Origin of the sequence: Streptomyces sp. B15 (assembly GCF_018070605.1) — a bacterium.
Lineage (GTDB): Bacteria > Actinomycetota > Actinomycetes > Streptomycetales > Streptomycetaceae > Streptomyces > Streptomyces smyrnaeus.
Genome location: NZ_JAGPXJ010000023.1, coordinates 1 through 12,923, shown reverse-complemented (window position 1 = coordinate 12,923; position 12,923 = coordinate 1). Strand labels below are relative to the sequence as shown.

12 protein-coding genes and 2 pseudogenes are annotated in these 12,923 nt (G+C 72.0%); 6 read left to right on the top strand and 8 right to left on the bottom strand.

The features are described from left to right. Window positions 1–209: 209 nt before the first annotated feature. Window positions 210–585, bottom strand: a pseudogene (locus KBY19_RS13345) (hypothetical protein). Here KBY19_RS13345 and KBY19_RS13340 point away from each other — a divergent pair. Then, complete coding sequence (locus KBY19_RS13340; RefSeq protein WP_180289546.1) at window positions 584–736, top strand: hypothetical protein; 153 nt, start codon at window positions 584–586, stop codon at window positions 734–736. The pseudogene KBY19_RS13345 and the gene KBY19_RS13340 overlap by 2 nt on opposite strands. 162 nt (window positions 737–898) lie before the next feature. Here KBY19_RS13340 and rpmF read toward each other — a convergent pair whose 3' ends face one another. After that, on the bottom strand, window positions 899–1,069 hold the full coding sequence (gene rpmF, locus KBY19_RS13335; protein ID WP_099877762.1) for a 50S ribosomal protein L32: 171 nt from the start codon (window positions 1,067–1,069) through the stop codon (window positions 899–901). Between the two features lie 221 nt (window positions 1,070–1,290). Between rpmF and KBY19_RS13330 the strand changes: the two genes are divergently transcribed. Then, window positions 1,291–2,337: an aldo/keto reductase gene (locus KBY19_RS13330; protein ID WP_185016127.1), complete on the top strand. Its 1,047-nt coding sequence runs from the start codon at window positions 1,291–1,293 to the stop codon at window positions 2,335–2,337. A gap of 29 nt (window positions 2,338–2,366) precedes the next feature. Next, window positions 2,367–2,705: pseudogene (locus KBY19_RS13325) on the top strand (MFS transporter); the annotation flags it as partial. A 68-nt stretch (window positions 2,706–2,773) separates the two neighbouring features. Here the strand turns inward: KBY19_RS13325 and KBY19_RS13320 are convergent. From KBY19_RS13320 to KBY19_RS13305, 4 genes are all read right to left on the bottom strand, one after another. Further along, complete coding sequence (locus KBY19_RS13320) at window positions 2,774–3,862, bottom strand: cation diffusion facilitator family transporter (RefSeq protein ID WP_210965819.1); 1,089 nt, start codon at window positions 3,860–3,862, stop codon at window positions 2,774–2,776. A gap of 78 nt (window positions 3,863–3,940) precedes the next feature. Next, window positions 3,941–4,795, bottom strand: coding sequence for a heme ABC transporter ATP-binding protein (locus KBY19_RS13315; RefSeq protein WP_210965818.1), 855 nt, complete (start codon window positions 4,793–4,795; stop codon window positions 3,941–3,943). 109 nt (window positions 4,796–4,904) lie between these two features. Beyond that, entirely contained in the window at window positions 4,905–6,068 is a 1,164-nt protein-coding gene (locus KBY19_RS13310) for an iron ABC transporter permease (protein ID WP_210965817.1), read from the bottom strand. Further along, complete coding sequence (locus KBY19_RS13305) at window positions 6,065–7,129, bottom strand: ABC transporter substrate-binding protein (protein ID WP_307843502.1); 1,065 nt, start codon at window positions 7,127–7,129, stop codon at window positions 6,065–6,067. Before KBY19_RS13305 ends, KBY19_RS13310 begins: the two co-directional genes overlap by 4 nt. A gap of 193 nt (window positions 7,130–7,322) precedes the next feature. On the opposite strand from KBY19_RS13305, the gene KBY19_RS13300 reads away from it, so the two are divergent. Further along, entirely contained in the window at window positions 7,323–8,858 is a 1,536-nt protein-coding gene (locus KBY19_RS13300) for an HtaA domain-containing protein (RefSeq protein ID WP_247690939.1), read from the top strand. 164 nt (window positions 8,859–9,022) lie between these two features. Further along, window positions 9,023–10,741: an HtaA domain-containing protein gene (locus tag KBY19_RS13295; RefSeq protein WP_210965815.1), complete on the top strand. Its 1,719-nt coding sequence runs from the start codon at window positions 9,023–9,025 to the stop codon at window positions 10,739–10,741. 66 nt (window positions 10,742–10,807) lie between these two features. Here KBY19_RS13295 and KBY19_RS13290 read toward each other — a convergent pair whose 3' ends face one another. Both KBY19_RS13290 and KBY19_RS13285 read right to left on the bottom strand, forming a co-directional pair. Next, window positions 10,808–11,725, bottom strand: coding sequence for an NADP-dependent oxidoreductase (locus KBY19_RS13290; protein ID WP_210965844.1), 918 nt, complete (start codon window positions 11,723–11,725; stop codon window positions 10,808–10,810). Window positions 11,726–12,022: 297 nt separating this feature from the next. Beyond that, on the bottom strand, window positions 12,023–12,616 hold the full coding sequence (locus KBY19_RS13285; protein WP_210956512.1) for a TetR/AcrR family transcriptional regulator: 594 nt from the start codon (window positions 12,614–12,616) through the stop codon (window positions 12,023–12,025). A 108-nt stretch (window positions 12,617–12,724) separates the two neighbouring features. Between KBY19_RS13285 and KBY19_RS13280 the strand changes: the two genes are divergently transcribed. Then, a partial coding sequence (locus KBY19_RS13280; protein ID WP_368860989.1) for a VOC family protein occupies window positions 12,725–12,923 on the top strand: 199 nt, incomplete at its 3' end.

Below are 12,923 nucleotides of genomic sequence, written 5' to 3'. Positions count from 1 at the left end.
TCGGCGCTTCCCCGGTTTGACAAAACGGCTCCCTGCCCGGTACGGTGCTTCTATTGGTCGCCCCTCTCAGGGGCTTTTTCTGTGTGGACACACAGAAAAACCGAGCATAGCCAAGGAAATCCCCGGCTCGCAATTCGCCGCCGGGGATGATGTGTGCCCGCCGCCCGCACTCGCGACGGCCGGACGTCGGCAGGCGACGCAGACGTTGATCAGTGTGCGTGCCCGGCCGTGATGCCCGCGGTGATGAGGTCGATGCCTGCGAGGAATCGCGCGCGGTCGTCGTGGTCGAGCTGCCCGGGGTCCGCGACAGCCCGGGTGAAGGGGTGTTCCTGTGGGCCGAGTTGCTGCCATATGGCCGTCACGGCGTCCATGCAGGCCTCGCGGTCGGTTCCGGGCTGCCACATGCCAATGGATCGCGCCGGGACCGGTGGCCAGGCGCTCGCTCAACGCCCGGAAGGTCAGTCCGCTCTCGCCTGCCGTGTCCAGCAGGCCGATGGCAGCCTCGATGATCTGCTCGCGGGTCAGAGGGCCGGGCCCCGCTCGGGCTTCTTGCGCGTCCGCCGACCCGGACGTGCTGTGGAACATGGAAGTGTTCCACAGCCGCGAGGCGAAGGACGCCTACGAGAACAGCCCTCTCGCCGACGAACTGCGCGACGAGATCATCGGCCTTCCCGCCGAGCCGCCCATGCGGATCGAAGTCCACCCCTGCTCCGCCCTGCCGGCCGACCCGACCTGAGCACGGCGGGACCCCCGCGTTCCTGGCGGGAACCCCGCCGATGCGCCGCACATGCAGCCCGCCTGCCGGCGAACGGCCGCTCCGGCCGGTTCGCGCTGGAGATGAACGGCCGCCGGAACCGGACCTGATCGCCATGGCGGGCCCCGCCGGGGATCTCGCCGCTCAGCCCTCCGGCCGCAGCAGGCCGCGTTCGTAGGCCTTGACCAGCCGCTGAGGCACCCGGTGGACCTTGCCGTCGACCACGACCGGGACGAGCTGCGGCGCCCCGGCCTTCCACTGGGACCTGCGGTGCCGGGTGTTGCTGCGGGACATCTTCCGCTTGGGTACAGCCACGAGAAGCCCTCCTGAGGCGTTGACGACCTCGGGCAGGTTAATGGAAATGACTTTCATGAGCAATTCTTGCCGACTGCCGCGCGGTGCCCCGGCGGCACGCCCGCCGACAGCCCTACGGGCTGCGAACTTGAAGCTTGAACGAATGAGTCGGGTGCGGACGTGGTAGACGCCGAATGCCGGCCGCCGCACGGCGGAAGCGCACACGGAGTGGAGAGAACTGGATGGAGTACAGGCAGTTGGGCCGTTCCGGCCTGCGGGTGTCGGTCCTGACGATGGGGACGATGACGTTCGGTGGCCGGGACTTCTTCGGGAACGTCGGTTCCACGGATGTCGCCGGGGCGCGCCGCCAGGTCGACATGTGTCTGGACGCGGGTGTCAACCTGTTCGACACGGCCAATATGTACTCCGCGGGGCTCAGCGAGGAGATCCTCGGGGAGGTGATCTCGGGGCGCCGTGAGCGCCTGCTGCTCTCCTCGAAGGTGCGCATGCCCGTGGGAGACGGCCCCAACGACCAGGGGCTGTCGCGCCACCACATCCTCAGCCAGGTCGAAGGCAGCCTGCGCCGGCTGGGCACGGACCACCTGGACATCTACCACGTCCACGAGTGGGACGGGCTCACTCCGCCGGAAGAGACCATGGAGGCACTCGATTCCCTGGTCCGCGCCGGGAAGGTCCGCTATCTGGGAGTGTCGAACTACTCCGGCTGGCAGCTGATGAAGGCGCTCGGCGCCGCGGACGCACACGGCTACCAGCGCTTCGTCAGCAACCAGATCTACTACTCGCTCGAATCCCGGGACGCCGAGTACGAGTTGGTGCCGCTCTCGCTCGACCAGGGGCTCGGCATCATGGTGTGGAGCCCGCTGGCCGGCGGGCTGCTGTCCGGCAAGTACCGGCGCGGACAACAGGCCGACAGCGGCAGGCATCTGACCGAGTGGTCGGAGCCGCCGGTGCGCAACGAGGAGAAGCTGTACGACACCATCGAGACGGTCGTCGACATCGCCGCAGCGCACGGTGTCTCACCCGCCCAGGTCTCCCTCGCGTATCTGCTCGCGCAGCCCGGCGTGACCACCCTCGTCGTCGGAGCCCGCAAGGACGAGCAACTGCGGGACAACCTGGGCGCGGTGGATGTGCGTCTCGACCCCGCCGACCTCGAACGCCTCGACAAGGTGAGCGCCCCCGACCTCATCTACCCGCACTGGCACCAGGCGGCCCTGGCCGCCGACAGGTTCGGCCGCCCCGACCGCGCACTGCACCGCCGGAGCCGTTGAACGGCGGGTGGAGCCGCTGGGCGCACGGCTCCCTCCCTCCGGGCGCGCTGCTGTGCGGACTGCTGTCCGGGCTGTACTCGCGCGTGCACCGGCACGGCGTGATGGTCGTCCTCGCGATATCCGTGTGGGGACTGTCCATCGCCGGGTTCGGACTCTCCTGCCCGCTGTGGCTCGCTGCCGTGCTGCTCGCCGTGGCGGGCGCCGCCGACATGGTCTCCATGGTCTTCCGCGGCGCGATCTCGCAGTCCGCGGCGACCGACGAGATGCGGGGCCGTATGCAGGGAGTGTTCACGGTGGTGGTGGCCGTCGCCATGCCGGTGCTGGTCGCCACCGTTCCCGCCTTCTGGCGCTACACGGCCACTCGGTAGCGCCCCGCCGGGCTCCGGGGCTGCCGCGGGGCCTCGGGCCTGCCCCTCCCTGCGTGTTCGGTGTCCTCTCAGGTCCTGGCGGCAGCCTTGTGGGCCGCCGCGGTGGGGCGGGCGGCGTGGTGGGCGAGGGGGGCGTGCGGGTCGCTGCCGAGTGGGGTGTGGTCGGTGTGCACGGTCGCGGCGGTCAGCCGGGGCACCGCGTGGATCAGGGCGTGCTCGGCCTCGACAGCCAGTCGGTGGGCGGCCACCACCGTCAGGTGCGCGTCGACGACGATGTCGGCCTCGGCGCGCAGCGCGTGGCCGACCCACCGCATCCGCACCTGTCCCACGCCCCGCACCCCGGGCACCGCGCCCAGGGCCGTTTCGGCGGTGGCGACCAAGGCGGGGTCGACCGAGTCCATCAGCCGCCGGTAGACCTCCCTGGCGGCGTCCCGCAGCACGAACAGGATCGCGGCCGTGATCAGCAGTCCGACCAGCGGGTCGGCGAACCGCCAGCCGACCGCGGCACCACCCGCGCCCAGCAGTACGGCCAGCGAGGTGAAGCCGTCGGTGCGGGCGTGCAGTCCGTCGGCGACCAGGGCGGCAGAGCCGATGCGCCGGCCGGTGCGGATGCGGTAGCGGGCGACCCACTCGTTGCCCACGAACCCGACCAGTGCCGCGCCGGCGACAGCCCACAGGTGCGTGATCTGCCGGGGCTCCAGCAGCCGGTCCACCGCCGCCCACGCCGCCAGGGCCGCCGAGGCGGCGATGGTGGCGACGATGAGGATGCCGGCCAGGTCCTCCGCCCGGCCGTAGCCGTAGGTGTAGCGGCGGTTGGCCGCCCGCCGCCCCAGTACGAACGCGATTCCCAGCGGTACGGCGGTCAGGGCGTCGGCGGCGTTGTGGATCGTGTCCCCGAGCAGCGCCACCGACCCGGACAAGACGACGATCACCGCCTGCACGACGGTGGTGACGCCGAGGACGGCCAGCGAGATCCACAGCGTGCGCATCCCGTCCCGAGAGGTCTCCATGGCCGCGTCCACCTTGTCCGCCGCCTCATGGCTGTGCGGCTTGCCGAGATGGGCCAACTGGTGGCGCAGCCGGGCCGTTCGGGGCCTCCGGGAGGCGTCCGGCCCGTGGTGGTGCCCCGGAGTGTGGTGGTGCTCCATCCCCTCCATGACAGCCACGGTGGCACAGAAAGCCGATTGCGGCTACAGCTGTCTTACCGGCTCTGACCAGGTGCGACGCCTTCGCAATTACCCCTGATGCGCACCCGGCTCACGGGTGGGGAGGACAAGCGGGGCGCCCGAGGTGGGATGCTCGTGCACCTCGACCGGGTGGCGGTAGACCGATGTGAGCGCTTCGGGGGTGAGCACACGGGCGGGCGGGCCGACACCGGTCAGCCGGCCGGCGTCGAGCAGGGCGACGCGGTCGGCGTAGGCAGCCGCCAGATTCAGATCGTGCAGGACGACGGCGACGGCATCACCCGCGGCGGCGCGGGCTCGGCACAGGGCCAGGACCAGTTCCTGATGGCGCAGGTCCAGCGCTGCCGTCGGCTCGTCCAGCAGAAGCAGCGGGGTGCGTTGGGCCAGGACCCGGGCCAGGGCGACGCGGGCCCGCTCACCACCGGAGAGCGCGGAGAACGGCCGGTCGGCGAACGCGGTGACCTCCGTCCGGGCCATCGCTTCGGTGACGGCCGTCTCGTCCTCGTCCTCCTGCGGGGTGCCGGCCCAGGGCGCGCGGCCCATCTGGACGACCTCCGCGACGGTGAACGGAAAGGCCAGCGCGGCGGCCTGGGGCAGTACGGCGCGGCGGACGGCGAGTTGGCGCGGGGGGAACTCACCCAGCTCGCGCCCGCCCAACCGAACGGTGCCCGACTCCAGCGGCAGGTCGCCGGCGAGTGCGGAGAGCAGGGTGGACTTGCCCGCGCCGTTGGGGCCGACGAGAGCCAGCACCTCACCGGCCGTCAGGGAGAGGTCGACGCCGTCCAGCACGCGCCTGCCACCCAGCCGTACAGCGGCTGCGCATGCTTCGGCGGCGGCTTCTCCGGGGGCCGGGCGGATCCGGGTCAGGTCCTGTCGGCGCCGTGAGCTGAGGGGCAGTCGGGGCATGGGATTCCTCGGGTCGGCCGTGGGGCAGGTCTCGGCGGGGGCGTCGTCCGAAAGGGCGTCGGCGGAGTCGGTGAAAGAAGCGAACAGGAGGGGCAGTTGATCGGCCGGGTCACGCCCAGCCGCCCTGTCTGCGGCGGGTTCTGCGCAGCAGCCAGAAGAAGAACGGGCTGCCCAGCAGTGCCGTGAGGACGCCGAGCGGGAGTTCGGCGGGCTGGGCCACGGTGCGTGCCGCCAGGTCGGCACCGACCAGGACCACGGCGCCGCCCAGCGCGCTGCCCGGCACCAGAAAGTGGTGCCCCGGACCGGCGGCCATCCGCAGCAGATGCGGGACCAGCAGCCCGACGAAGGTGATGATGCCGGCCACCGCGACGGCCGCCGCCGTCAGCAGCGCCACGACCAGCACGAGGGTGAGCCGCAGCCGCTCGACGTCCACCCCCAGGTGCCGTGCGGGCCGTTCGCCCAGCGCCAGCAGGTCGAGGCGGCGGGAGCAGAGTGGTGCGACCAGGAGTCCGGCCAGTGCGCAGGGCAGTACGGCCAGCACTTTGGGCCAGGTGGCCTGGGCGAGCGAACCGAGCTGCCAGAAGGTGATCTGGGTGAGCTGTGCGTTGTCGGCGAAGAAGATGCTCAGCCCGATGAGCGCCCCCGCGAACGCGTTGACGGCGATTCCGGTCAGGAGGAGGGTGACGACCTCCGTACGGCCGCCGGAGCGGGAGAGCAGGTACACCAGCAGCACCGTGGCCAGGCCCGCGACGAACGCGCAGGCGGTCACCGTCCAGTTGCCGAGGAAGGTCAGACCGAGGGCGATGGAGGCGACGGCGCCGACTGCGGCGCCGGACGAGATCCCGATGACGCCGGGCTCGGCGAGCGGGTTGCCGAACACCCCCTGCATCAGCGCACCGGCGCAGCCGAGGGAGGCCCCGACGAGTACGGCGAGCACGACACGGGGCAACCGGACGTTCCACAGCACGCTTTCGGCAACGCGGTCGAGCGGGGCACCGCCCGCCCCGGCCCGGTGCAGAAGGGACCCGAGGACGTCGCTGACGGGGATGGTGTAGGCGCCGATGCCCGCCGACAGCAGCGCCAGGAGCAGGAGGGCGGCGACGAGGGCGGCGGTCACCGTGGTGGCCGCACCGCGCCGGGTGCGCGGCGGGGCACCCGGCGCGGCGACACTCGACGCCGGCCCGCCCGACCCCGCGGCGCTCGGCCCTGCTGCGCTCGCCCCGGTCGACTTCGCCGCCCCACCTGCGGCCCGCGCCCGGGGCGGCGCGGTCATGGCCGGCCGCCCTTCGCGTGGATCTGGGCGGCGAGGTCCCTCAGCACCTGGTCGGTGCGCGGGCCGTAGTTGAGCAGCACTCCGTCGTCGATGGTGGCGATACGCCGGTGCCGGCCCGCGGGGGTCTGCGCGACGCCGGGAATCTTCAGCAGGCCTTCGACGCCGTGCACGGAGTCCAGGCCCTTGGTCATCACCAGGATCACATCGGGCGCGGCTTTGGCGAGAGCTTCGCTGGTGATGGCGGTGAAGTCCTTCTTCAGACCGGACTCCTTGCCCGCGTCCAAGCCACCCGCCGCCTCGATGAGGGAGGAGGCACCGGAGCGCGAACCGCCCAGGAGGTAGACGGAGGCCGAGCCACGCAGATAGAGGAAGGCCACCCGTGGTCGGTCGCCGCCCTTCTCCTCGGCGCCGCGTGCGCCGCCGCCTTGGGGAATGTCGTTGCGGACGGCGTCGATCCGCTTGCCCGTCCGCTTTCGCAGCCGCTCACCCGTCGCGCTGACCCCCAGGGCGCGGGCGACATCGGCGATCCGGGTGTCCACGTCGGCGAGTTCGCGTGCCGGCTCGACGACGACGAGGGGAATGCCCGCGTCCCGTATCTGGTCGACGGCCTCGTCCGGCCCGGTCGTGGTTTCGGCGAGCACGACGGTCGGCTTGAGGGAGAGCACGCCCTCGGCGGACACATCGTGCGCGCGGGTGATCACCGGAAGCTTTCTGGCCTGCGCGAACGTCGCCGTGATGTCCCGGGCCACCACCCGGTCGCCGAGCCCGAGGGTGTACACGATCTCCGAGAGGGAGCCGGTGAGCGGCACGATCCTGGCGGCACTGCGGACGGTGACGGTGCGTCCGTCGGCGGACTCGACGCGTACCGGCAGCTCCGGAGCGGGCGGCGGGCCGGAGAGCGGTTCCACGCGGTCGGCGTGTGTGGCCCCGGCGGAGCCGTGCTTGCCTGCGGAGTCGGTCCCGTCGGACTGCCGACCGAGGCCGTCGCCGCAGCCGCTGAGGGAGAGCGCCAGAGCGAGGGCGGCGACGAACACGCCCGGCACTCGGGTTCGTTGGGGCACTTGTGCGCCTTTCACCGGTCGGGGCCCGCCGGGGCCGTACGGAAGTCGGAAGTGGGGACTTCCAGGCGAGCCCGATATGGCTTAGGTTAGCCTTACCTAAGATGCTAGCCCGCCTTCTCTGGACCACCGGGCCCCGACGCCCAGTTGCGTCGCCCGCCCGCCCCATCCCCTCCGGTCTTCTGGAGACGTACCGATGCATTCCAGACCCCGGCCCGGCACCCGAGTGCGCCGCGCCCGGCCCCGAGCCCTCGCGGTGGCCCTGTTGCTGAGCGCGCTGTCAGTCGCCGTATCGACGAGCGCGACCGCCTCCACGGCCCCTGCGGCGGCCATGAAGCCGAACGCGCCAAGTGCCCGGTCCGCGCCGAACAACGCACTGAACGCGCCCAACGCACCGGCCGCCGAACGCACCGTCTCCGGGGGACGATTGGACTGGGGCATCAAATCCTCGTTCCAGAGCTATGTCACCGGGCCGATCGCCCAGGGCCGCTGGTCCCTGACCGGCGGCGCGGCCACCGTGGGCGAGAGCCGGTTCCGCTTCCATTCGGCGCGGGGCGACTACGACCCGGGGTCCGGGGCCTTCGACGCCTCCTTCTCCGGTGGAGTGCACTTCACCGGACACCGCAAGCCCGGCGGCGGCAACCAGCTCGACCTGACCATCACTCGACCCGCCGTGCGTGTCACCGGCAGGACCGGCACCCTGTACGCCGACATCCGCAGCAAGGCGAAGAGCACCGGAAAGGTCACCGACTCCGCCAGAGTGCCGCTCGCCTCGCTCGACCTCGGCAAGGTCGACATGCGCGGCGGCACCGGACCGCTCGCTCTCACCCAGGTCCCCGCACGCCTCACCACCCAAGGCGCCACCGCCTTCGCCGGCTACTACAAGGCGGGCACCCCGCTCGATCCCGTCAGCCTCTCCGTGGACCTCGCGCCGCGCGACGACAAGGGCGACACCTCCGGCGCGAAGAAGGGGAAGAGGGAGAAGAAGGCTGAAGAGGCCGGTGCGCCACAGCGGGGGCGGTTCGCCGACGCGGCCGTCGACTGGGGTGTACGCCGCACGTTCCGCGAGTACGTCACCGGTTCGGTCACCAGGGGCCGTTGGAAGCTGACCGACGGGGCACGGGACGGTGGGGCGCTCTTCCGCTTCCCCGCCGGGAAGGGCCACTACGACCGGGACGAGGCAACCCTCGACGCGGCATTCGACGGTGCGGTCCGCTTCACCGGCAAGCGTCTCGACCTGCGGCTGGCCTCCGTCTCCGTACGGGTCGCCGACGGCAAGGGCACCCTGAGCGCCGATGTGACCCGCGACGGACGCACTGCTCGCGACCAGCCCCTGGTCACCTTCCCCGCCGGGAAGAAGGCGCTGAAGCCCGACGACGGACTGGTGCGGCTCACCGAGGTGCGGTCCGAACTCACCGCCCAGGGCGCCCAGGCGTTCGACGGCATGTACGCCAAGGGCACCAGGATGGACCCGGTGTCGCTGGCTGTCGCCCTCGACGAGGAGGCGGACCTGCCCGCCCTGCCCGATCTGGGCAGCGGCAGCACCTCCGCGCACGGTGCGGATCCGCAGCGGGCCGAGAACGGCGAATCCGCCGGCAGCACGTCCGCCTCCGCCGCATCCTCCGCGACCCCGCTGGTCGCGGGCGGCGCCTCGGCGGCCGTACTCCTGGCCGCCGCGGGCGTGTTCGTCGTCGTTCGCAAACGGCGTGCCCGGCAGCAGAGCAAAGGCTGACAGCGGCACCGCCGCCCGGAGGGGCCGGACCCACCCGGGCCGCCCCCTTGCGTTCAGGTCGCCGCTTCCCGCCCCGTGCCGCGCCTCAGACGCCTCCCACACCACTCGCACCGTTCCCCGGGCCACCCCGGACACACCTCGACACACTTCTGGAGACAGCAGTCATGACCGTCACCACCTCTCCCCCGCGCCGTCGGCCGCGTACCGGCGCCCTCCTCCTGGCAACCGCGACGGCGACCGTCGCCGCGGTCACCACCTGCGCGCTGCCCGCCGTCGCGGCCTCCGGCACCGCGCGGACGGCCGCACCGGAGGCCGCCCCCGCGATCCCGCTGACGGACGGCACGCTGGACTGGGGCATCAAGAAGTCGTTCCGCGACTACCTGAACGGACCGATAGCCAAGGGGAAGATCACTGTCGCGGACGGCGCCCGGACCAACGCGGACGGCTCGTTCCGCTTCACCGACGGTTCGGGCAGCTACGACATGACCACCCACGCCGTCACCACCTCCTTCCACGGCAGCGTCCATCTGTACGGCCATCACGGCGCGCTCGACATCAAGCTCTCCGACTTCTCCATGGAGACGAAGGGCAAGAGCGGCACTCTGAGCGCCGATGTCGCCACGGGGACGGGCGAGGACGGTGACGGAAAGCCGGACAGGACCCAGGACGACGTGCAGCTGGCCACGCTCGATCTCTCGGAGGTCACACCCGGTTCGGGCCAGGACGGCACGATGGCCTTCGCCGACATCCCGGCGACGCTCACCGAGGCGGGGTCCGGCGCGTTCGAGGGCTACTACCAGAAGGGGGAGAAGCTCGATCCGGTGACGTTGAAGGTCACCCCGGGCAGGGGCGGCGGAAGCGCCGGGGCCGGCTCGGGCTCGGGTTCGGGCTCGGGTTCGGCGGGATCCGGAGCCGGCGGGTCGACTTCCGGATCGGGCGGCTCCGGGTCGGGGTCCGGTTCCGGTGGCAGCACCGCGAGTGGAGGCTCCGGAGGTGACGGCAACGGCGGTACGGGGACCGGCTCGGGTTCGGGTTCGGCTTCCGGAGGAGCAAGCAGCGGTACGAAGCAGCCTGCCTCCGGCGCCATCGCCGACGGGAACCTCGACTGGGGCGTCAAGGCGTCGTTCCGCAAGTACGTCACGGGCCCCATCGCCAACGGCAAGGTGGAGACGTCCGACGGCGCCAGGAGCACCGACGGCGGCTACCGCTTCCCCAAGGGCAGCGGCACGTTCGCGGACGGCGCCCTGAACGCCTCGTTCGACGGTGGAGTGCGCTTCCTCGGCCACAAGGAAGGCAGCGCCTACAGCCTGGATCTGACCTTCTCCCACCTGAAGGTGCGGGCGAAGGGCGCCAAGGGCAGCCTGGTCGCCGATGTCCGCTCCAAGGACCGCGCGAGCGGCAAGGTCTCGACGGACAAGGCCGTCACCGTCGCCTCTTTGAAGCTCGACAGCGGCGCACTGACCCCGCGCGAGGACATCGTCTCCGTGCAGAAGGCGCCCGCCACGCTCACGGCGGCCGGAGCCGAGGCGTTCGGTGGCTTCTACCAGGCCGGTGACGCGCTGGATCCGGTCACGGTGGCCGTCTCCCTGGACGAGGACGCCGCGCTGCCCGGGGCGGGCGGGGGCGGGGAGACCGGAAGCGGCGGTACCGACGGCGGTACGGACGGTGGCTCCGAGCCGGCCGCGGCGGGTGGCGCAGGCAGCGTGGGCGGCGGCGACGGCGCGGCCTCCCTGGCCTCGACCGGCATCGGGCTGCCTTCGGGCGCGCTGGCGGGCTCGGCCGCCGCACTGACCGTTCTCGGCGGTGCCGCCGTCTGGACGGCACGCCGCCGTACCGTGGGCCGCACCTTCCCCGCGGCGCCCGGCGGGGGGAACGGCAGCTGAGGTCCCGCTGCAGGTTCGTCCGTGTCGCGTGCCGTGTCCGCCGGGGGGCGGACACGGCACGCCTCGTCAGGGGGTCACCACGATCTTCCCGTGCACATGGCCCGACCGGCTCAGTTCGAACGCGTCGGCCAGCCGGGTGAGCGGGAACGTCTCGGCCACCCGGACCGTCAGCTTGCCCGCGTCGGCCAGCTCGGCCAGTGCGGTCAGGTCGCTGCCGCTGGGGCGCACCCACATCCACTGGCCGCCGGACTCGGTGACCGTGTTGTCCGCGATGGAGGCATGCCGTCCGCCGTCGGCCAGGACGCCCAATGTGGCGTCCAGGACGCCGCCGACGAAGTCGGCGACCACGTCGACTCCCTTCGGTGCCAGCTCGCGGACCCGGTCGGTGAGGCCGTCGCCGTATGCGACCGGTTCGGCTCCCAGTTCCCGCAGCCGGTCGTGGTTGGCAGGTGAGGCGGTGCCGATGACACGGGCCCCGAGGGCGCGGGCGATCTGCACCCCCAGTGAGCCGACTCCCCCGGCCGCGTTGTGGATCAGCACCGTCTCGCCCTCGCGGGTGCCGAGGCGGGTGAGCGTCTGATATGCGGTGAGACCTGCCAGCGGCAGACCCGCCGCCTGCTCCCACCCGAACGAGGAGGGACGGCGGGCCAGGCACCGTACGGGCACGGTGACGAACTCGGCGAAGGTTCCGCCGTGCACATAGTCCTTGCGGGCGTAGGCCATCACCTCGTCGCCGACGGAGAACTCGGGCACGTCGATGCCGACCCGCTCGACGACGCCGGCCACGTCCCAGCCGGGCACGAAGGGGAAGACGGTGTCCATCAGGGGTTCCAGCCCGCCCGCCATGATCTTCCAGTCGACCGGATTGACCGCCGCGCACCGCACCCGGACCAGCACCTCCCCCGGTCCCACCTTGGGCAGCGGCTGCCGCGTCGCGGACAGCACCTCCGGCCCGCCGAACCGGTCGTAGGTCATCGCCTGCATCGTCTCGCCGCCGGGGGTTCCGTTGGCCATGGTCGTCGCTCCCTCTCGGTCGATTCCTGCCGGTCTCAGTCAACAGGGCGGGTCACAGGAGTGCGCACCCGTCCCGCACCCCACGTAACCCACTGCGGTGACACCTAACACCGTTCCCCCGTCGAAACTCCGTGGTCACGGGCGTGTCGGCGCAGGCCGACGCCCCGGTGCCCCGCCGAGGCCCGGAACCGGCCGGGGTGGCGCAAGCTGCGGTCCGCGTTCTCGGCGAAGGGTCCGAAGGCGCCCTCGCCGAGAAGGCGGACGACCTCAATCGACGTCGCGGCGCAGCCCGTACAGCAACCGGTCCAACGCCCGCTCCGTCTGCGCCGCCGCCTCCGGCCCCGCCGACCGGGCCAGCCACAGTGCCGCCTCGTTCATCGCCCCGGACAGCAGGCGTGCCAGCGGTTCCAGCGGCTGCTCGGCGACGACTCCGGTCCGCACAAGGTCTTCCAGCGCCTCCGCCAGATGCCGGGCGGAGCTGTCCTCGTCCATGGCCCGCCATTCGTCCCAGCCGAGCACGGCCGGCGCGTCCACCAGCACGATCCGGCGCACGACCGGGTCGCCGCCGGCGGCGAGGAAGGTCCGGCAGCCGGCCCGCAACCGCTCCCATGGGTCGTCGTACTGCTCGGCGGCGTCCGCGACCCGCTCACCGAGTTCGCGTTGCACCTCGGCGACCACGGCCCGGAAGAGCCCCGCCTTGCTCTCGAAATGGTGATAGGCCGCCCCCTTGGTGACCCCTGCCGCCTTCGCCACCTCGGCGAGAACCACCTCGTGGTAGCCGTCGGCGGCGAACCGCCGCCGCCCCTCGGCCAGCAGTGCCCGCCGAGTCGCCGCTCGCTGCTCGGCCCTGGTGACAGCCATCCGTGGTCCACCTTCCTGTTTCACATACCCCCGGTATGCTAACCTCCCGTTTCACATACCCGAGGTATGTGAAACGGGTCCACGGACAACTGGAGACAGGTCATGCAGATCCAGCTCGGCAGCTTCTACCCGGTCATCGCCACCCGCGATGTCGCCGCGGCGCGCCACTTCTACGTCCACCACTTCGGGTTCGAGGTGACCTTCGAGGCGGACTGGTACGTGAGCCTCCACCGCCCGGACGCCCCGCAGTACGAACTCGCCCTGCTCGACCACTCCCATCCGACGCTGCCCGAGGGCCACCGCACTC